This is a genomic window from Texcoconibacillus texcoconensis, from assembly GCF_014202575.1.
Lineage (GTDB): Bacteria > Bacillota > Bacilli > Bacillales > Salisediminibacteriaceae > Texcoconibacillus > Texcoconibacillus texcoconensis.
This window is the reverse complement of sequence record NZ_JACHHB010000001.1, coordinates 368380-388897: the sequence shown is the minus strand read 5'-3', so window position 1 is coordinate 388897 and position 20518 is coordinate 368380. Positions and strand designations below refer to the sequence as shown.

22 protein-coding genes are annotated in these 20518 nt (G+C 39.3%); 17 read left to right on the top strand and 5 right to left on the bottom strand.

What is annotated here, in order from left to right:
- Positions 1-278 precede the first annotated feature (278 nt).
- The 4 genes from pdhA to lpdA all read left to right on the top strand — a co-directional run bounded on the left by pdhA (position 279) and on the right by lpdA (position 5200).
- Positions 279-1367 (top strand): pyruvate dehydrogenase (acetyl-transferring) E1 component subunit alpha, encoded by a 1089-nt coding sequence (gene pdhA, locus HNQ41_RS01870; protein WP_184662711.1) that lies wholly within the window; start codon positions 279-281, stop codon positions 1365-1367.
- Positions 1368-1370: 3 nt separating this feature from the next.
- Complete coding sequence (locus HNQ41_RS01865) at positions 1371-2348, top strand: alpha-ketoacid dehydrogenase subunit beta (RefSeq protein ID WP_184662710.1); 978 nt, start codon at positions 1371-1373, stop codon at positions 2346-2348.
- 149 nt (positions 2349-2497) lie between these two features.
- On the top strand, positions 2498-3787 hold the full coding sequence (locus HNQ41_RS01860; protein ID WP_343043310.1) for a dihydrolipoamide acetyltransferase family protein: 1290 nt from the start codon (positions 2498-2500) through the stop codon (positions 3785-3787).
- 3 nt (positions 3788-3790) lie between these two features.
- Positions 3791-5200 (top strand): dihydrolipoyl dehydrogenase, encoded by a 1410-nt coding sequence (lpdA, locus tag HNQ41_RS01855; protein WP_184662708.1) that lies wholly within the window; start codon positions 3791-3793, stop codon positions 5198-5200.
- 31 nt (positions 5201-5231) lie between these two features.
- Here the strand turns inward: lpdA and HNQ41_RS01850 are convergent, their stop codons facing one another.
- Together HNQ41_RS01850 and HNQ41_RS01845 are read right to left on the bottom strand one after the other, a co-directional pair.
- The gene (locus HNQ41_RS01850; protein ID WP_184662707.1) at positions 5232-5636 is read right to left on the bottom strand and encodes a hypothetical protein; all 405 of its coding nucleotides are present in this window, start codon (positions 5634-5636) and stop codon (positions 5232-5234) included.
- 547 nt (positions 5637-6183) lie between these two features.
- Positions 6184-7701 carry a glycine betaine uptake BCCT transporter gene (locus tag HNQ41_RS01845; RefSeq protein WP_184662706.1) on the bottom strand — a complete coding sequence of 506 codons (1518 nt, stop codon included), beginning with the start codon at positions 7699-7701 and terminating at the stop codon, positions 6184-6186.
- Between the two features lie 322 nt (positions 7702-8023).
- Here HNQ41_RS01845 and HNQ41_RS01840 point away from each other — a divergent pair, with 322 nt between their 5' ends.
- From HNQ41_RS01840 to HNQ41_RS01810, 7 genes are all read left to right on the top strand, one after another.
- Entirely contained in the window at positions 8024-8896 is an 873-nt protein-coding gene (locus HNQ41_RS01840) for a polysaccharide deacetylase family protein (RefSeq protein ID WP_184662705.1), read from the top strand.
- A gap of 187 nt (positions 8897-9083) precedes the next feature.
- A complete protein-coding gene (locus HNQ41_RS01835; RefSeq protein WP_184662704.1) occupies positions 9084-9545 on the top strand; it encodes a hypothetical protein in 462 nt (153 codons plus the stop codon).
- Positions 9546-9591: 46 nt separating this feature from the next.
- Entirely contained in the window at positions 9592-9888 is a 297-nt protein-coding gene (locus tag HNQ41_RS01830) for a DUF3055 domain-containing protein (RefSeq protein WP_184662703.1), read from the top strand.
- Between the two features lie 766 nt (positions 9889-10654).
- Positions 10655-10777, top strand: coding sequence for a GapA-binding peptide SR1P (locus HNQ41_RS01825; protein WP_184662702.1), 123 nt, complete (start codon positions 10655-10657; stop codon positions 10775-10777).
- Between the two features lie 468 nt (positions 10778-11245).
- A complete protein-coding gene (locus HNQ41_RS01820) occupies positions 11246-11368 on the top strand; it encodes a GapA-binding peptide SR1P (protein ID WP_184662701.1) in 123 nt (40 codons plus the stop codon).
- Positions 11369-11763: 395 nt separating this feature from the next.
- On the top strand, positions 11764-12045 hold the full coding sequence (locus HNQ41_RS01815; protein ID WP_184662700.1) for a UPF0223 family protein: 282 nt from the start codon (positions 11764-11766) through the stop codon (positions 12043-12045).
- Between the two features lie 236 nt (positions 12046-12281).
- Positions 12282-13256 (top strand): GNAT family N-acetyltransferase, encoded by a 975-nt coding sequence (locus tag HNQ41_RS01810; RefSeq protein ID WP_184662699.1) that lies wholly within the window; start codon positions 12282-12284, stop codon positions 13254-13256.
- A gap of 58 nt (positions 13257-13314) precedes the next feature.
- Here the strand turns inward: HNQ41_RS01810 and HNQ41_RS01805 are convergent, their stop codons facing one another.
- A complete protein-coding gene (locus tag HNQ41_RS01805) occupies positions 13315-13935 on the bottom strand; it encodes a YktB family protein (protein ID WP_184662698.1) in 621 nt (206 codons plus the stop codon).
- 256 nt (positions 13936-14191) lie between these two features.
- On the opposite strand from HNQ41_RS01805, the gene HNQ41_RS01800 reads away from it, so the two are divergent.
- A complete protein-coding gene (locus HNQ41_RS01800; protein ID WP_184662697.1) occupies positions 14192-14380 on the top strand; it encodes a hypothetical protein in 189 nt (62 codons plus the stop codon).
- Between the two features lie 220 nt (positions 14381-14600).
- Positions 14601-15392: an inositol monophosphatase family protein gene (locus HNQ41_RS01795; RefSeq protein WP_184662696.1), complete on the top strand. Its 792-nt coding sequence runs from the start codon at positions 14601-14603 to the stop codon at positions 15390-15392.
- Here the strand turns inward: HNQ41_RS01795 and HNQ41_RS01790 are convergent.
- Complete coding sequence (locus HNQ41_RS01790) at positions 15386-15577, bottom strand: DUF5325 family protein (protein WP_184662695.1); 192 nt, start codon at positions 15575-15577, stop codon at positions 15386-15388. The genes HNQ41_RS01795 and HNQ41_RS01790 overlap by 7 nt on opposite strands.
- Positions 15578-15728: 151 nt before the next feature.
- Here HNQ41_RS01790 and typA point away from each other — a divergent pair, with 151 nt between their 5' ends.
- Positions 15729-17564: a translational GTPase TypA gene (gene typA / locus HNQ41_RS01785; protein ID WP_184662694.1), complete on the top strand. Its 1836-nt coding sequence runs from the start codon at positions 15729-15731 to the stop codon at positions 17562-17564.
- A gap of 28 nt (positions 17565-17592) precedes the next feature.
- Positions 17593-17940: a YlaH-like family protein gene (locus tag HNQ41_RS01780; protein WP_184662693.1), complete on the top strand. Its 348-nt coding sequence runs from the start codon at positions 17593-17595 to the stop codon at positions 17938-17940.
- A 130-nt stretch (positions 17941-18070) separates the two neighbouring features.
- On the opposite strand, the gene HNQ41_RS01775 is transcribed toward HNQ41_RS01780, so the two are convergent.
- Positions 18071-18274 (bottom strand): YlaI family protein, encoded by a 204-nt coding sequence (locus HNQ41_RS01775; protein WP_184662692.1) that lies wholly within the window; start codon positions 18272-18274, stop codon positions 18071-18073.
- 180 nt (positions 18275-18454) lie between these two features.
- Between HNQ41_RS01775 and HNQ41_RS01770 the strand changes: the two genes are divergently transcribed.
- Together HNQ41_RS01770 and HNQ41_RS01765 are read left to right on the top strand one after the other, a co-directional pair.
- Positions 18455-18904, top strand: coding sequence for a pyridoxamine 5'-phosphate oxidase family protein (locus tag HNQ41_RS01770; protein WP_184662691.1), 450 nt, complete (start codon positions 18455-18457; stop codon positions 18902-18904).
- A 186-nt stretch (positions 18905-19090) separates the two neighbouring features.
- Entirely contained in the window at positions 19091-20419 is a 1329-nt protein-coding gene (locus tag HNQ41_RS01765) for a PhoH family protein (RefSeq protein WP_184662690.1), read from the top strand.
- Positions 20420-20518 lie beyond the last annotated feature (99 nt).

The following is a 20518-nucleotide window of genomic DNA, read 5'->3' as shown; positions in this document are numbered from 1 at the left end:
AGTGAATGATCATGTAAACTGTACTCAGAAGTTAAAAGTGTACCATTGAAAAAACGATTTTTAGGTGCACAGTTTTTGAAAAAAAGTTTTTAAAGCGATATGATTAAACTGAAACATTACAGGGTATATAACAATTGTTGATGAAACTTGTCGATTTAGATCATGTAAATTTATCAATCAGGGTATTCTAACTGTGTAGATCCTGTAGATGTTTGAATCATCGCTGAAGCCAAATATAAGGCTTTCCTTCGACAATTTAGGAAGAGGTGAATGAAAAGATGGAAAAGAGTAAAACACTCGAACAAGTTGAAAATCAATTTGAAATGTTCCAAATAATGAATGAGGATGGAGAGATCGTTAACGAGGAAGCGATGCCTGAGCTTTCAGACGACGAATTAAAAGAGTTAATGAAGCGTATGGTGTACACACGAATTTGGGACCAACGCGCAATCTCGTTAAATCGTCAAGGGCGTCTAGGTTTCTATGCTCCTGTTGCTGGTCAAGAAGCTTCTATGATTGGCTCACAATATGCACTTGATGAGAAAGACTGGATTTTACCTGGTTATCGCGATATTCCGCAGATCGTATATCATGGGGTTTCATTAGAACAAGCATTTTTATGGTCGCGTGGACACTTCCAAGGTGGACAAATGCCAGAGGGCGTTAACGTCATGATGCCACAAATCATCATTGGTGCTCAGATCACGCAAACAGCAGGTGTAGCATTAGGTTTGAAGCGTAAGCAAAAAGATAACGTTGCGATCACTTACACAGGTGATGGTGGAGCATCTCAAGGTGACTTCTATGAAGGTATTAACTTTGCAGGTGCATACAATGCGCCAGGAATCTTCGTTGTACAAAATAACCAATTCGCAATTTCTGTTCCTGTAGAAAAACAATCAGCAGCAGAAACAATCGCTCAAAAAGCTGTGGCAGCAGGAATTCATGGTGTCCAAGTAGACGGAATGGATATTTTAGCTGTTTTAGCAGCGACACATGAAGCACGTAAGCGCGGTCTTGAAGGAAATGGTCCTTCATTAATCGAAACTGTTTGTTTCCGTTACGGTCCACATACAATGGCGGGTGACGATCCAACTCGTTATCGTTCGTCAGAAACTGAAGATGAGTGGGAAAAGAAAGACCCTCTTGTCCGTTTCCGTAAATACTTAGAAAACAAAGGACTTTGGTCCGAAGAAGCTGAAAATGAAACGGTTGAACAAGCGAAAGAAGATATTAAAGATGCGATCAAAAAAGCAGATGGGGCACCTAAACAGAAAGTGACAGACCTCATGGATTTAATGTACGAAGAAATGCCGCAGAACCTTAAAGAGCAATATGAAGAATTTGAAGCAAAGGAGTCGAAGTAAGCTATGGCGCAGATGACAATGATTCAAGCAATCACGGATGCGATGCGAAATGAATTAAAAAATGACGAGAATGTGCTTGTTTTTGGAGAAGACGTTGGTCAAAACGGAGGCGTCTTCCGTGCAACAGAGGGGTTACAACAAGAATTCGGAGAAGAGCGAGTATTTGACACACCCCTTGCTGAATCAGGTATTGGTGGTATGTCCGCAGGACTTAGTGTGACTGGTTTTCGTCCAGTAATGGAGATCCAATTCTTTGGTTTCGTTTTTGAAACGATGGACGCAGTTGTTGCACAAATGGCACGTATGCGTTATCGCTCAGGTGGTCACTACCATTCACCTGTGACGATTCGTTCCCCATTTGGCGGAGGTGTAAAAACACCAGAACTTCACGCAGATAGCTTAGAAGGTTTAATGGCGCAGTCACCTGGGGTTCATGTTGTTATTCCGTCTACGCCTTACGATGCAAAAGGATTATTAATCTCAGCAATTCGTGATAACGACCCGGTCGTATATCTTGAGCATATGAAGTTATACCGTTCTTTCCGTGAAGAAGTTCCTGAAGAAGAGTATACTATTCCTTTAGGAAAAGCAGACGTAAAACGTGAAGGTAAAGACTTAACAATTGTTACTTACGGTGCAATGGTTCATACATCACTAAAAGCAGCTGAGCAATTAGAAAAAGAAGGCTATGACGCTGAAGTCATTGACTTGCGTACTGTAAGTCCACTAGATGTTGATACGATCATCAATTCCGTAGAGAAAACAAACCGTGCAATCGTCGTACAAGAAGCGCAAAAACAAGCGGGTGTCGCAGCGAATGTTGTCGCTGAAATTAATGACCGCGCGATCCTAAGTTTGGAAGCGCCAGTAGTTCGTGTGACAGCACCGGATACTGTGTTCCCATTCGCAGCAGCAGAGGACGTATGGTTGCCGGATTATAAAGATGTTGTTGAAAAAGCAAAGCAAGTACTAGAATTTTAATTTAAAACGAACACTTATTTAAGAAACAACGTCGTTTAAAAGGGGCAAAGGAGTATCGAGATGATACGTTACTGTGCTCCTTTTGAACAGACACTACGAATATTTACGTTCTTAATTTAATCATGAACGTAGAAATGGAGGCGTTAATAGTGGCATCAAAAGATTTTAAACTCCCGGATATTGGTGAAGGTATTCACGAAGGTGAAATTGTTCAATGGAATGTTAAGGAAGGCGATGAAGTCAAGGAAGATGACGTGCTTTGTGAAGTTCAAAACGACAAAGCTGTTGTGGAGATTCCTTGCCCAGTAGACGGTAAAATTGAAAAGCTACACGTAGATGAAGGTACGACTGCGATTGTAGGCGATGTAATTATTACTTTTGATACAGATCAAGATATTCACCAAGAAGGTGAAGAAGAGGAAGAAACTGAAGATGTGAAACAAGACGAAGCTCCAGCAGCAGAAAAAGAAGAAGAGCCTGCGAAAACTGAACCTGTAGATACTACAGAGGTTGACGAGAATCGTCGTGTGATCGCAATGCCTTCTGTCCGTAAATACGCACGTGAAAAAGGCATCGATATTCGTAAAGTGAGTGGTAGCGGAGATAATGGTCGTGTATTAAAAGAAGATATCGACAACTTCGGAAAAGAAGGGACGACAGCTGAAGCTGAAACAGCTGAAACGCCAGAAGAAACTAGTGAACAAAAGGCACCTCAAGCTTATGTTCCAGCAAATGAAGAACTTGAAACACGTGAAAAAATGTCTGGTATCCGAAAAGCCATTTCAAAAGCAATGGTTAATTCCAAACAGACCGCACCTCATGTTACACTAATGGATGAAATTGACGTCACTGCTTTAGTGAGCCACCGTAAACAATTTAAACCAGTAGCAGAGGAAAAAGGAATTAAGTTGACATACTTACCTTACGTTGTCAAAGCATTAACATCTGCGTTGCGCGAATATCCAACACTAAATGCTTCTATTGATGACGCTACTGATGAAATTGTGTATAAGCATTACTTTAACGTAGGTATTGCTGCAGATACGGACAAAGGTCTTCTTGTACCTGTTGTTAAAAATGCAGACCGCAAATCTATCTTCAACATCTCAGCGGAAGTTAATGAATTGGCGACAAAAGCTCGTGATGGTTCACTAAGCGCTGATGAGATGAAAGGTGCTTCTACAACGATTACTAACATTGGTTCTGCTGGTGGTCAGTGGTTCACACCGGTTATCAACCACCCAGAGGTTGCCATCTTAGGATTGGGCCGAATTCAAGAAAAGGCTATTGTTCGTGATGGTGAAGTTGTTGTAGCTCCTGTTTTAGCGTTATCGTTAAGCTTTGACCATCGAATTATTGATGGGGCAACAGCTCAACACGCTTTAAATCACGTGAAGCGTTTGCTTCATGACCCACAATTATTAGTAATGGAGGCGTAATTTATGGTAGTAGGAGATTTTCCGGTTGAAGTCGATACGCTCGTCATTGGTTCAGGTCCAGGGGGATATGTTGCTGCAATTCGAGCAGCACAACTAGGACAAAAAGTAACGATCGTTGATAAGGGAACCTTAGGTGGTGTTTGTCTAAACGTAGGATGTATCCCATCCAAAGCACTTATCGAAGCGGGTCACCGTTATCACGATGCAAACAATTCCGCTGATATGGGTATCTCAGTTGGTGAAGTAAATCTTGATTTCGGAAAGGTTCAAGAGTGGAAGGGCTCTGTTGTTAACCAACTGACAAGCGGTGTTGAAGGTCTATTAAAAGGTAACAATGTAGATATTGTTCAAGGTGAAGCTTTCTTTGTTGATGATTCAACTGTACGTATTATGGATGAAAAATCTTCACAAACATATAAGTTTAACAACTGTATCGTTTCAACAGGTTCTCGCCCGATCGAGTTACCAACCTTTAAGTGGAGCGACCGCGTTCTTTCATCAACAGGCGCACTAGCGCTAGAGGAAGTTCCGGAAAAACTTGTTGTTATCGGTGGCGGTTACATTGGCGTTGAGCTAGGTTCTGCATATTCAAACCTAGGGTCTGAAGTGACGATCCTAGAAGGTGAGAAACGTATCTTATCTGGTTTTGAAAAGCAAATGAGTCAGCTTGTTTCAAAGCGCTTGAAGAAAAATAACGCAACGATCCATACTGAAGCGATGGCCAAAGGCGTTGAAGAAACAGAGAATGGCGTAAAAGTCACCTTTGAAGTAAAAGGTGAAACTCAAGAAGTTGAAGCCGATTACGTACTTGTTACTGTAGGTAGAAAGCCAAACACAGATGAACTTGGCTTAGAGCAAGCAGGTGTCGAGCTTGACGATAAAGGCCTTGTGAAAATCGATGACCAATGCCGCACTAGTGCTGAAAACATTTACGCAATTGGTGACATCGTGCCAGGTTTTCCATTAGCGCATAAAGCATCTTATGAAGGTAAGGTAGCGGCAGAAGCAATTTCTGGAGAAGCTTCAGCAATTGATTATACAGCGATCCCTGCGGTTGTATTCTCTGGTCCAGAATTAGCGAGCGTTGGTCTTACTGAAGAAGAGGCGAAAGAACAAGGTTACGATTATGTTGCTTCGAAGTTCCCATTTGCGGCAAATGGTCGTGCATTGTCCCTTAATGACTCTGAAGGCTTTATGAAGATGGTCACTCGTAAAGATGATGGTCTAGTATTAGGTGTACAAATTGCTGGTAAAAATGCTTCTGATATGATCTCAGAAGCGTGTGTAGCGATCGAAAGTGGTATGACAGCTGAAGATTTAGCTTTAACAATCCATGCACACCCATCTCTTGGAGAAATTACGATGGAAGCAGCAGAAGTTGCATTAGGTTTACCAATTCACATGGTAAAATAAGCGAAACAAAAGGAGCTAACACCGTTAAAGGTTAGCTCCTTTTTTCGTCTTCTAATTGAAATTCTTGCTTCAATACATTGATGATTGTTTGTGTCTTAATAACACCTTCCATCCTTTTTGCTTCTTTATTTTCTCTGTCGAGCACAAGAAGTGTAGGGAACGTATCAATATGAAAATGGTTAATTAGTCTGTCTTCAGAAGATGAGATGATGTTAACTTCAGGGATTTCATGGGGATAATTGTTTTGTAGGTTGATCAGTGCATCGTAATAATTGTTTTCTTTTTCTAAGTCATACTCGTGTGAAAAAAGCACTGTTGCTTTTTCTGAAGCTTGCTCATTAAGAAATGGATAATCATGTGAAATATCATCTTCATGAAAGCAGCCATCACTAAATATAAACGGAGAGATGATAAAAAAAATGAATAAATTTTTCATCGGCTTTCGGCAAGGGCTTTTACGTGACAAATAGTATGGGCGAGAGTTGAAAACGATTGTCAGTAATACTTTCCTGCCTTCTCCCCTTTCTGTTAGAGTATAGTACAAACTTCTAGCCAGCCACAATGATGTTTTATTAGTCATAGTTTATCATGAAAAGACGAAGATCACGGTTTCGTTATAGAATTGTTATATAAATGAAATGATTATAATACAATGATGATAAAAGCATCGTAGGGTCTGGATTCGGACATGCGTTCCGTTATTTCAGCCATATACGTCATTTTGAGGCGAAAGTCTGTTCCGTTAATTCTCTCTTTTGCATGTTATGAGGATGATTTTTTGCAAAAAGTGGAACCCATGTCCATAAAGCCTCAAAACAGCTTTTTTTAGCGAATAAGAGAATCAATGTCCAGATCGAACAAAACCATCAATGGATGTGACTGCATTTAGCAGACCTAGCGTTCTCAACGTTCATTTCTCCGAGTTACAAAAATCCGTTTTTAATAAAAAAGGTGACTCAGAGAAGAGTCACCCTAAATGATATTTATTCTTTTCGTGGTTTTCTTGGAGGGATTTTTTCTGTTCGCAATGCTTTCATTAAGCTAATAATCATAAATATCATGATGATCGTGAAAGGAAATGCAGCAATAATTGCTGCGGTTTGTAACCCTTCAAGTCCGCCAGACATGATAAGAATGGCTGCTGTTGAAGATTGAATAATCCCCCAAATAAACTTCACACTGTTAGGTGGGTGTAGACTCCCGTTTGTCGTTTGCATACCTAGAACAAATGTGGCAGAGTCAGCCGATGTAATAAAGAAAGATGCAATAAGTAAGATCGCAATTCCTGACATAATTGTACCTAGCGGATGGAAGTGCTGTAGCAATTCGAAGAGCGCCACTTCCTCACCGACCTCACCAATAACACCATGAATGTTTGTACCCAATTCACGCTCCAAATGAATAGCAGTTCCACCAAAAGCGGAGAACCAGAGGCCAGCGAAAATGGTTGGAACAGCAATGACACCTAGTATAAATTCTCTAATCGTGCGCCCTTTGGAAACACGAGCGATAAATGTTCCGACAAATGGTGCCCAAGCGATCCACCATGCCCAATAAAAGATCGTCCAGCCTTCGTACCAACCAGTGTCGAGACTGAATGAGTCAAGACGAAAACTCATGCCAATAAGGTTTTGTGCGTAGCTTCCAAGGGTCTGGGTGAAAGCATTCATAATGTAGTTTGTCGGACCTGAGAAAAGCATAAATAACATGAGAATAGCTGCAAGGTAAATATTAGCTTTACTTAAAATTTTAATACCGACGTTTAATCCTGTTTGTGCTGAGATCATGTAAAGAATCGTAATGATCACAATGATGATCATCTGTGTTGTCAACGTGTTTTCTAAACCTTCAAACATATAGCCTAAACCGCCGCCTACTTGCATGGCACCAAAGCCAAGAGAAGTGGCAACACCAAAAACAGTAGCAAATACAACAATGACATTTATCGTTGTACCGATGCCACCATGTATACGGTCACCAAGCAATGGTTCAAAAGCTGCGCTAAGGACTCCAGCTGATTTACGGCGAAATTTAAAATAAGCTAAAGCTAGTGCTACGACAGCATAAATTGCCCACGGGTGAATGCCCCAGTGGAAAAAGGAATATCGTAATGCTACTGCTGCTGCATCATCTTCTCCACGAATATTTTCTGCAGTTGGTGGGTCAAAAAAGTGCATAACAGGTTCAGCTGTACCCCAAAAGACAAGACCGATTCCCATTCCAGCAGTAAATAAGAATGAAAACCATGTTAAATAATTGTATTCAGGTTCATCGTCATCTTTTCCTAATTTAATCCGACCGATTGGACTAAAGACCAGGAAGATGGCGAACACAACAAACCCTGTTGCTGCTAATAAATAAAACCAACCAAATTGTTCGGTCAAAAATCCTTGAATAGCTCCCGTTGTATCCTCAAGATTGCCAGGAGCGAAGACGCCCCATAAAATAAATGCTAAGGCAATGAAAACGGAAATGAAAAAAACAGGAGTTAGTTTTTTCACGTTTTTGCCACCTTTCTTATGTAACTTCACGTAAAACGTTAAGATTCCATTTTTTTCGACACGCAACAACATTCATACGGTAACATATTCTTAACTCAATCTCAATAAAAGACACTAAATAGTCTATGTCACTTTTCGAAATGGGAAATTGTGTATGGCGTTTTCTTTGATGTGAAAGATCCATATATTCAGTATGTACTCTTACTCATTTACCATGCATGTAAAATTAGTGAAGTCATAGTTGGTTAGTTTCAGATGTAATGTGCGAGGTAAAAAGAAAATATGATAAAATACTCAAGGAAATAAGAAAGGTGAGATTTAAATGAATAGGATGCATTATTTGTTGTCTTTGTTTTTGGTTGTTTTGCTTTTAGGAGCGTGTTCTGATGGTGAAAGTGGAATGAATGAAAACAATCAAGAGAATGACACGATCGCTGAGAAGGAAGTAGAAGAGGAACATAGAGATGAAACATCCAAAGTTGAAGAGAATGACAATGAGCAAGGAAAAGAAGAATCTGAAGAAGAGCCCGACGAAAAAGAGGAGAAAGAACGGTTGTATGAATTGACAGATCAAGCAAGGATAGTGCCTATTGATGAAGCAGATGAAGAAGTCGTCTTATTGACAATTGATGATGCGCCTGACAATTATGCAGTGGAGATGGCTGAAGTCCTAAAAGAATACGACGCACCGGCCATTTTCTTTATTAATGGACATTTTATCAATGATGAAGAAGGGGAGAAAGAGTTAAAATCTCTACATGAGATGGGTTTTGAAATTGGTAATCATACGATGACACACGCCAACCTTGATCAAGATGGTTTATCTAGCAAAGAACAACGCAAAGAAATCGTTAACCTCAATGATAAAATTGAAGATATTATTGGGGAACGGCCAAGGTTTTTCCGTGCTCCCTTTGGTGCCAATACTGATACGTCGAATGAAGTCGTTAAAGAAGAAGGGATGCAGAGGATGAATTGGACGTATGGATACGATTATTTTGAAGAGTATATGGAAGCCGATGCTCTTGCAAGCAAAATGGTTGAAACAGAATTGCTAATTACCGGTGCGAATTTACTTATGCATGACCGTGAGTGGACACTTGAAGCTTTGCCGGATATTATCGAAGGGTTAAAAGAAAAGGGATATTCATTTGTAGATCCTGAAACGATTCAAGACAGCGAAGAAAATTCTTAAAAGGTAACATGGTAAAGGATGGTGAAAAAGAGCCGATGTTCGGTTCTTTTTTAGTTTGAAACTGAAATTAATCCATTTAAAAATCTGTTTATACCAACATAAGATCGTTGACGGTTTTCGACATGTTTTTTGTGTTGATTATGCTAAAGTGTATGGGGTGATGTTTCTACATAAAGGAGTCGATACTGTGAATGCGATCAATAAAATGGACTGTTTTGACCACCTTCGCTTACAGGTCGGTTTAGCATTTGATTATGCAAATAGTGAAGAAATTTTTATCAAAAGTGTAGCACGAACAATGTTTGAGGAAAGTAAAAAATGGTTTTTGGTTCACGTGTTTCAAGTTGGTGAGGTCGCGTTTGAAAATCTGCTTCCACAAGATGAGTCAATGGGATATTTAATGAATTATGAACGCTTTGGAGAAGGTTGCCTAAGTTTACACGCTATAAGAGGGGACATTGAAGTTCGCAACGAAAAAGAACATCAAGTCGTTTATTTACCTATTTATCACGGGCATCATCTGCAATATATTTTCGTATTATATGTAAATAAACAAGGGCCGAGCATTTGTGACGATGACCGGTCATTTTTTCAAGAAGTGACTCGTTTTATTGAAAAAAAATCTAAAGCTCTAAGAAAGAAGTTTTAAAAGCGATTTGAACGGGTATACCTTTTAAACATCAAGAAAAGGGGTGATGAACGTGTTTGAAGAACTTTACGAGGAAATGGAAAATGTGAATGTCCAGTTTGTTGGAATGAGCACAGAGACTGCTCGATATGATTTTGGGATTGTTTTTACGAACATGTTCTTTGGAAAACCTCTAGTCGTCTGCATGCAGACAGGTCGTTCAACCTTATTATGTTCCGACGAAGCAAATAGCGTCGAAGCAATTCAGCGAGCATTCCACATTGATGATTTTGGTGAAGCGACTCGTGTAGCGAAATATTTTCAAGAACGATTGCCAAGTATGCCATTAGCAACTCAATACTAAGTTTTGGAGGAGGACTGATTTAGAATCGATGAGGGGTTAACCTCATTATTCTAAGTCAGTTTTTTTGTGAAAAACTGTCTTCGAAAAAAGGATTCTTTTTCAACTAGTGTTCAAGTAACAACTTTTTTATGACCCATAACCCTCGGTATGAGTAAAATGTTTGTGGGAGAAGAGTTAGAATAAATTACCTTTCAAGCTTTACGAGAAAGTTTTGCTCAGTTAATGGCTCAAATTTTAATTGAGTATGGCGAATTAATTTCAGAATCAAGGGACAAGAATCGCTTTCAGTTAAAAGATAAAAGAAACCTACGTTTTGAATCTGTGTCACTCAAGATACCGTTCGATCAGAAAGAAACTCGCAAATTATGACGTGGACGGCTCATTTTTCGTCATGCGAAGGAGTGAAAGGCGGCGACTCCAGCGGGAAAAGCAACAATGGTTTTCTTGCGACGAGTAATCGCAGGAGCAGCTGAAGATCCCGCAGGGTGGGTTTCCCGAGGAAGCTGAAGCGTTGCCCGCCGAAAGCGTCCGTCTGTAACGGATTCGCATAGTACCTTATTCAAAATTTACAACCTTTTAGAAAACAGTAGAAAAGATAAAAGAAGGTTCTTCGTTAGAAAGCTCCCACAAATGGTTGACACAATCTAACCCTCGTCAAAATGATGTAAAAATTCTTGAATATGTTACACTGAAACTCTTTACCGATTAAATGTGTTATGCTATTATAAATATTGAGAAAACGCTTTCTTCTTGAGGAGGTTAAAAGATGACGGGGTGTATTGTTTGTAAAACGTGTGATCAAGTGATTGCCCATTATGAATCAGAGAAGGTTGCGAAATTGTACGCTGCATGTTGTGACCATTGTCAAAACGAAACAAATTCAAACTAAAATATTAAACGATTAGAGCCTGATTTCCCTAGAGCGAACAATGTGTTGTATAGATTTGTTTGCAAGATTCAGGCTCTTTTTTTTATGGAGAAAAAACAAAGCTTCCTTCTTCACTCTTGATAAAAAGGAAGGGATGCGCCTTTTGATAACCAGATCAGTTAACTTTTATTTTTTGTAATAAGCTGTTTTCTAAAAGCGGTGTGTATTTCAATAGCGGTTAAATAACAACAATCTATCATTTCAGACAAAAGGACTCCTTCCTCAAAAATTCGGTAGCATTTTTGAGGAAGGTGAATCGGACAAATTTCGTTAGAAATTAAGTGGTGGGACATTCATACAGAAAGTCCTGTTTTAAAAAAAATGGGTGGATTTTTTCTAATGTGTTACACTAAATCCCTTTACCAACTAAATGTGTTATGCTATTATGAAAAGTAAGAAAAGTAAACGCTTTCTTGAGGGGGTAAAAAAATGACAGGGTGTATTGTTTGTAAAACATGTGATCAAGTGATTGCTCATTATGAATCAGAGAAGGTTGCGAAATTGTACGCTGCCTGTTGTGATCATTGTCAAAACAAAACAAATTCAAAGTAAAATAGTAAACGATTAGAGTCTGATTCCCAGAGTGAACAATGTGTTGTAGAGTTGAACCTCTCAACTAAAATTTGTTTGCGGGTTCAGGCTCTTTTTTTTATCGAGAAAAGACTCCATTTATCATAATAAAAGAAAGTGATATGTGCCTTTTGTTAACCAATTCAGTTCACTACGGTTGCACTGATTTTTTAAGGGTCTCTCTTCACTTCATAAAAATGTTCACGAATGGGTCATTTAAATTTAGTAATCAGATGTTCGTGTTTTTCGTTTTACCTTATGAAATGAGAAAACCTTTTCCTATATTCATCAATTTGTTATCCTTTTTTTAAGTGATTAGCGTATATTATACATATACTATACCAAGTACACGTATTTCATTGAGTAGGAGGCATATGATGGGACAGAGTAACGAAATCCATTTTCCGATATCATCGGACTGGAGTACAGAAGAGGTCATTGATGTTGTGCAATTTTTTGAAGCGGTTGATCAAGCTTATGGAAAAGGGGTTGCAAAAGAAGACGTCCTTCATTTATACAGTAAATATAAAAAGGTCGTGCCATCGAAAGCGGAAGAAAAACAACATTTTCAACAGTATGAAAAGCAAGCGAATCAATCACCTTATCAAGTTGTAAAAAAAGCACGTGATGCAGGAGAAGCGGAAAAAATTAAGTTTTGAAGAGTGGGGACTTTAGTGGAAACCATCACGTGAACTACGCCACCTTAAATTCTAAGGAAATTTGGAGATAGAGGTTCTTGAGAACTCCAGTGTATTTACCAGTTATTGAACCAGGCTATATCGTAGTTTCTACAGGTGAAATCGTGGCAAAGCCTTTCTTGTCACAATCCTATATATTCAGTTTTCAAAGAACAACTTAAAAAGGCGATAAATGGGTGAAAAAGAGGGGGAGAACAATGACAAAGTTGAGTGAACAGGCTTCTTCATTAACCATTCGATCAGAGACGATTGAAGATTATACTGCAATTGCAAATTTGTACGCGGAGACGGGCGGTGTTGAAAGAGGGGCAGCAGTAGCTTTGCAAAGGTCTAATCCATATTATGACCCAAACCTTTCCATTGTAGCAGAATTAGATTATCAAATTGTTGCACATGTTCTCATTATACCGCAACTCTTTATTGTGAATGGTCAATGGGAACAAGGAGCAGTCATAGGACCAACTGCTGTTAGTGAACGTTTCAAAGAACAGGGGATCGTAGAGAATCTGATTCAATCTGCACACGACATTGTCCAGCGAAAAAGATGTACGTTTATTCTCGTACTAGAAGCAGAAGGGGAATATGGTCAATTAGGGTACCTGTCAAAAGTGTTCGGACATTCGCATGTCACAGTAGAGCGTCCAGCTGAACTTATTAATGAACGGTCACTTTCATTCCGTAAACCTAAATCGACTGATTTGCCACAATTGTCTGCGATGTGGGAGGAGACGTTTGCTGATGCGGGGTTAGCACTGTTCCCAGGAATTAACCTTACAGATTGGATAAGTCATGATAAACAAATGAATTCATTCGTTATTGAACAATGGGGGCAACCAATCGGTTATATTCGTTATAATGACAATGATATAGGTGATGTAAAGGCGTTGTGTGCTAAAAATGGTGAAGCGCTTAGTCTTATCATTGACGAATTGTTTGAAAGAAGCAACGCTCAACTGACTTCTCTGCGTTTGCCACTTCCTCAAAACCGTACAGAGTGGTTAGGTGATTTGAAATTTGAGGTAGATGTTCATGTTTTGAAATCAGGAATGATTTATCCGTTAACGGATGATGTTGAAGATTCAATTCAGCACTACATTGAAAATGTCCAAAATCGTAAAGAAAATCTAGGGGTCATTCAATGGCCGACTGCTTTTGATTTAATGAAAAGTTAAAAAGGAGGGGCTGTCCATCGTTTAATTAAACTGGACAGCCCTTTTATTATAGCTGTGTTTACTTAATTTTTTGAAAAGATTGTTGATAAAGTGGTTTTAATAACTGGAATGTTTCTGTGATATGTGCTGTTAAAGCTTTTCCATCCTTTAACACATCTTCCTTTCGATCAATTTGTTGACCAACTAAAAATTCAGCTTTTTTAACATCACGAAAGCGTTCTAGTGTCTTTTCATCTACTTGTCTTATAGGTGTTGAATCTTTTTGGGTATGGTCTAATGATACGACGAAAGATTCGGGAAGCTTTTGGATTTGTTCAAAATCATCGAGAAATTGTTGTGCAATAACTTGTTTATTTGGCAATTCGTAAATGAAAGCCAGCCAAATAAATAAGTGGTCGTCAAATAGTCCAACTTGAAAGTGAGGGTGTTTCTTATAACCTCGTTTATCATGGCAAAGCGATAACCAAGTATCATTTGGCGGGTTCACCTTTCTTCGTGCATGTTTTGCAATATGTAAAAACATTTCTTGCCCTAGTTCCATTGATAACTCATCAGCAAGCGTTTCCCCGAGTAAACGGAATTTTGGTTGTATTCGTTCGCGGATAGCATCCATACGCTCATCTAAACCTTCGATATAAAATGTGTCAAAATCGTGTTCTGTGAAGCCATTAAACGTCATCGTTAAGCTCCTTTCTTTTCTATGGTGATTGCTAACGTCAGTTTACCATAGAACGTCAAATGTCAAAACTTGTTTGCACGAAAACGTAAATAGAACTTAAAGTTTTAAAAAAAGCCTATTGTGGAAGAAAAAAATTATAAAAAGTATCGTTCTCTTGATGGCTATCATATGTTATAATTACAAAAACAAAGAAGTCTGAAAATTCCGCAAACTGTCCATGGGTGATTTTAACACTTTAAAAAGGGGTGAATGCGTGATGGAACAAGTGATTCAAACGTTCCAACGAAAAGATGGTGAGAGGCGTATTCCCGTGTTGAAAATGGAAATTGACTATGAATTGTTGACGTTACACGAAGCATTGCAATCAAATGATGAAACTCAAGTCGCAGAAAGCAAAGAAAAATTAGATTCACTACGAATTGAATTACTAAAACTTGAAGTATAGGGATAGATAGTGAACCGGAAACGGTTCACTTTTTTTGAAATTTAATTGGGGTGATGTATTATGAAATAACGAATGTTGACACTTTTTTTACATCGATCACCCATCTTTTTAAGCATATGTTCAGCAAAGCTAAGGCGCTTTAACCTTATCACAGTTTGCAGATGGTTTTCTAAATGAATTATACTTGGTTTAATCATGTTGGTTTTGAGGAGGAAGTTGAGTGAAAGATTATACATGGGACTACGTTTATGATAAAGCTGTACAACTTGTTCATGAAGCGGGTGACAGGATTCGTTCGTCTATGTCAGAGGTTCGTAAAGTTGAAACAAAATCCCACGTAAATGACCTTGTTACAGATATGGATCGGGCGATTGAAACTTTTTTTGCTGAACGTGTACAAGCAACATTTCCGACACACCATTTTCTGGGAGAAGAGGGTGCAGGGCATAATCTCGACGTGTCCTCGGGAACACTTTGGGTACTAGATCCGATTGATGGTACCGTTAATTTTGTTCACCAGCAATCGTTTTTCGCGATTTCATTAGCCGTTTTTCACGAAGGGACAGGAAAAATTGGGATCGTTTATGATGTCATGCGTGATGAGATATTTACAGCTCAACATGGTAAAGGAGCGTTTAGAAACAATGAGAAATTGCCACAACTAAAAAGTAGGCCTTTTTCTGAAACGATCCTAAGTTTTAATGCAGGTTGGATTTTGAAAGACCGGTCCTTAGAACAACTAATTGTAGATTGTAGAGGTGTACGTTCTTACGGTGTGGCAGCATTAGAGATGGCGTACGTGGCTTGCGGGAGGCTTGATGCTTATTTGAGTTACAATCTAGCCCCTTGGGATATTGCAGCGGGGATGATTATTCTCGAAGAAGTCGGGGGACGTTATATGACGCTCGAGGGAGAAGAGCTTACCCTTGATGGGAAAACCACTTTACTGGCGGCTGAACACGGTACATATGAGGGGGTTCTCGACCGGATGGCTAGGAGTCAGACCTATTGAAGGTCTGACTCCTTTGCTAAAGTGGCTTTCCTTAAACGAAAGCCAGTGCCGATAGCTAAGCAGGAGAAGATGATAGAAAATATCGTGATTGCAACACTGTGTTCTGCTAAGCCGATTCCAGTCCCGATGAGGCCGATGATTCCAGCACAAGCGAGTGTAAAAAAACGTCCATCAAATGATTTCATACACGCAACCTCCCTTTTCACCTAAAAGTTTACAAAAGAATTGCTAGAAATGAAAGAACATTTTTTTCAATAGAAAGCATGAAGATATGATACAATAGAAAAGTTGCGCTGGCCGTGACTCTCTCAGCGCTTGAAAAGGAGTCGATAAAATATGTCAAAAATTAATCACATTCGCAATATCGCAATTATTGCTCACGTAGACCATGGGAAAACAACGCTCGTTGATGAAATGCTTCATCAGTCGGGAACATTTCGTGAAAATGAACAAGTCGATGAACGAGCGATGGATACGAATGATTTAGAAAAGGAACGTGGTATTACCATTCTTGCGAAAAATACAGCATTAATGGTTGGTGATCATAAGATTAATATTCTTGATACACCAGGCCACGCAGACTTTGGTGGAGAAGTAGAACGAATTATGACACTTGTCGATGGTGTAATCCTAGTTGTTGACGCTTATGAAGGGTGTATGCCACAAACGCGATTTGTATTGAAAAAAGCGTTTGAACAAAATTTAACACCGATTGTTGTCGTTAATAAAATCGATAAGCCGCAAGCACGTCCTGAAGAAGTTGTAGATGAAGTGCTCGATTTATTTATTGAATTAGGCGCTGAAGAACATCAAATTGATTTTCCAGTCGTGTATGCTTCAGGAATCCAAGGTAAAGCATCCCTTGAACCTGAACTGCCTAATGACACGATCGACCCACTGTTCGATGTGATTATCAATGAAATACCTGCACCTGACCATGAAATTGAAGAACCATTACAATTTCAAATTGCTTTGTTAGATTACAATGATTATCTTGGAAGAATTGGTATCGGTCGAATCTTTCGAGGGAATGTGAGTGTAGGAGATCGGGTTTCACTGATTAAAAAAGACGGTTCTATTAAATCTTTCCGTATTTCAAAACTGTTTGGATTTAAAGGGTTACAACGCGTCGAAGTGGAACATGCTTCAGCTGGGGACCTTGTCGCTGTGGCAGGTCTTGACGACATTAATGTTGGTGAGACGGTATGTCCTGAAGGAGAAGAGGATGCCCTGCCACTTTTACGTATTGACGAACCGACATTACAAATGACGTTTTTAGTTAATAATAGTCCATTTGCTGGTCAAGAAGGCGACCATGTTACGAGTAGAAAAATTGAAGCGCGTCTTGACGAACAATTGGAAACCGACGTCAGTTTGCGTGTAGAAGAAACAGAATCACCGGATCGTTGGATCGTGTCTGGTCGTGGTGAATTACACTTATCGATTTTGATCGAGAACTTACGTCGAGAAGGTTTTGAATTACAAGTTTCAAAACCAGAAGTGATTAGAAAGGAAATCGATGGTGTCATTTCTGAGCCGTTTGAGAGCGTACAAATTGATGTTCCTGATGAGCATACTGGAGCAGTAATGGAAGGCCTAGGGGCACGCAAAGGCGAAATGATTGATATGATCCATCAAGAAAATGGACAAGTGCGTATGCACTTTATTGTTCCTTCTCGCGGTCTTGTTGGTTACCGAAATGAATTTTTATCACAGACTCGAGGATATGGAATGATTAACCATACATTTGATTGTTACAAGCCGGAAATTAAAGAACCAATCGGTGGGCGTAGACAAGGAGCGCTTATTGCAATGGAAACGGGGCAAGTGACGCCATATAGCTTGCAACAACTTGAAGATCGCGGTACGATGTTCGTTGAAACTGGTACAAAAGTTTACGAAGGAATGGTCGTTGGAGAACATACAAGAGATAATGACCTTTCGGTAAACGTTACGAAGGAAAAGCATGTAACAAATATCCGTTCAGCTACAAAGGATCAGACGGTAACGATTAAAAAACCTCGAATCCTTACGTTGGAGGAAGCGTTACAGTTTCTAGATGATGACGAGTATTGTGAAATTACACCAGAATCAATTCGCTTACGGAAAGAAATTTTAAACACGACAGAAAGGGAACGTGCAAGTAAGCGTAAGAAACTAAACAAGAGCTAAGCTGTTATAAAGGGGGGACGTAGTAATCATGGATGAAGAAAACCTACCCGAAGAGATTCCAGAACCAGATTTTACGTACTTTGCCGAATTGTTTGGCGCTCAAGATCCTGAACAGTTTGTGTTTGCATTTGCGATGCTTTACTTGATCGTCAATTTTTTAACGATTGTTGTATATAACTTAGGGTTTGCTCGTAAGTTACCGATTTTAAAAAATGTGATTATTTACGTTGTTTTACTATTCGGCAACATTTTTATCACATTCTTAGCCTTAACACTGCCAGTTATTGAATCGTTGTTTATCGCTGCTGTTGTCCTTGTTGTGTATAGGTTGCAGTTGAGGCGTCATAAAAGCGAAAAGCATGATGTACAAGGTTAGGTAAATAAAAGAGGCAGTCTCTATGCTGATCATAACACGCTTTATGCATGTTACAAACCAGTACGAGACTGCCTTTTACGTAGAATGAAAAAGTATACCAACATCATGTTTTGCTTCGATTATTTCACTATTAAAACCAATCATCTTCTGGTTCATCTTTTCCGTATTGTGTGAATTGCCCAGCGGATGTTCGTTCTTCCGTTTGCTTTCGAATCCGTTCGTGACAAACTGGACACATGTACGTATGAATAGGTCTATTCCGTAGTTTTTTAGCTAATGGTGAATCATCATCAATATTTTCAACGTTATCGCAAATTACACACTTTACTCTCATAGGTCACCTCACAAAGAAACGAGCTTCCCTTTTAGTATAACATGGAATCGTGTTATGTTCATTTTCTATTGAGGATTGAATTGAGGGAAAACTGATTGTAACTTTGATCATGATTTCGGGTTTTAATTCTTTTTGTTTCTAGGTATAGTAGTATTGAGAATATTAAAGGGGGATAATCTTATGGCGAACCGTGTAGAAACGACGTTGACGCAAGAACTCTTACCTTTGTTGCAACGCGACCGTTTTGTAACTGTAGCGACTGTGGATCATGAAACGGGAGGACCAAATATTTCGGCTATTTCGTGGGTTTATGCACCTAATGAAAAAACGATTCGATTTGCCATTGATAATCGGTCCCGTGTAATTGAAAATGTTCAAAACAACGATAGACTAGCTCTTGAATTAATCGGCAATGAATCTACATATTCAATTACTGGGAGAGCGAAAGTAGCTGTTAATACATTGGAAGATGTACCGTTGAAATTAGCGATGGTAGAAGTCATCGTCGAGGAAGTTCGAGATGTCATGTTTTATGGTTCGAGAATTAGTGCCGAACCAAAGTATGAAAAAACGTACGATAAAGAAGCCGCTGACAAATTAGACCAACAAGTTATGGAAGCGATAAAGTAATAAAGGAACGACGAAAGAGCCAAACACTTCAACAGTGCAAACGATGTTGAAAAGTGTTTGGCTCTTTGTTAATTATTGAACGATGTTCTTTTTGTTTCCTCGTCTAAGATTGTTTATTTGAACATATATATTAACTATGTAAGTCAAAATTATCGTTGTAAGTTTACGCATGGGGGAGGCGGAAAGGTGAAAACAATCTACGTTCTAGATACGAATGTACTTCTGCAAGATCCATTCGCAATGTTTGCATTTCATGAGCATGAAATCGTCATCCCTGCTGTGGTTTTGGAGGAGATCGATTCAAAAAAGCGGTACATGGATGAAATCGGACGAAATGCCAGGCAGGTGGCTCGCTTACTTGATACGCTTCGAGAAAGAGGGAAGATCCATGAGGGCGTTGTTTTAGACTCGGGTGGAAGAGTACGTGTTGAGCTCAATCATCGCTCGCTTGACGAACTTAACGATTATTTTATCGAGGTAACAAATGATCACCGGATATTGGCTGTCGCTTATAACATTCAGCGTGAGCAACGAGAGAGAAACGCTCACCCTGTTGTTCTCGTCAGTAAAGACGCACTTATGAGGGTGAAAGCGGATGTGTTAGGCTTAAAGAGCGAAGACTTTTTGAACGATCGCATCGTCCAGTTCGACCATATGTATAAAGGATATGAAGAGCGGTTTGTCACAGGAGAAAAGCTCGATTCATTATACGAAAAAAAGAGGATACCAACAAATGAAATTGTGACAGGCGATTTTCTTCCTCATCAATTTCTCGTTTTAAAAGATGCGACGGGAAGTTCAGCTTCTGCGATTGCAAAAGTGAATCAAGACGCAACAAAAGTTGAACTTTTAAAAAACAAAAGTTTAGAAGCTATTTGGGGGATCAAGCCACGAAATGTTCAGCAGCGGATGGCGATGGAGTTGTTACTTCGTGATGACCTTCCACTTGTTACACTAGTTGGAAAAGCAGGAACAGGTAAGACATTGCTTTCTTTAGCAGCGGGACTTTCTCAAACAGAAGACCATCATATGTATAATAAGTTGTTAGTGACGCGACCTGTTATACCAGTCGGAAAAGATATCGGCTTTTTACCAGGGGAAAAAGAAGAGAAGTTACGCCCTTGGATGCAACCGATTTATGATAACCTAGAATATCTGTTTAACACAAAAAGGTCTGAAGAACTAGAGAAGATATTAGCGGGTATGGGCTCGATTCAAGTTGAAGCACTCACATATATTCGAGGACGAAGTATACCAGATCAATTTATCATCATAGACGAAGCGCAAAACTTAACAAAGCATGAGGCAAAAACGATATTAACTCGTGTTGGAGAAGGAAGTAAAGTTGTATTAATGGGTGATCCTAAACAGATAGACCATCCGTATTTAGATGAATACTCAAACGGTTTAACTTATGTCGTTGAGCAGTTAAAGACGTTGTCACTATCAGGGCATGTGAAATTAGAGAAAGGAGAGCGTTCCTCATTTGCTCAATTAGCAGCTGATTGGCTGTAAGAGAAGAGAAACCTCTCCTTAGGTAGTTGCTACGCGATAAAAATGAACATTTGCTCATGACCTTTTTCTAAAGGAATGGAAACAAGTTTCTATGTATGG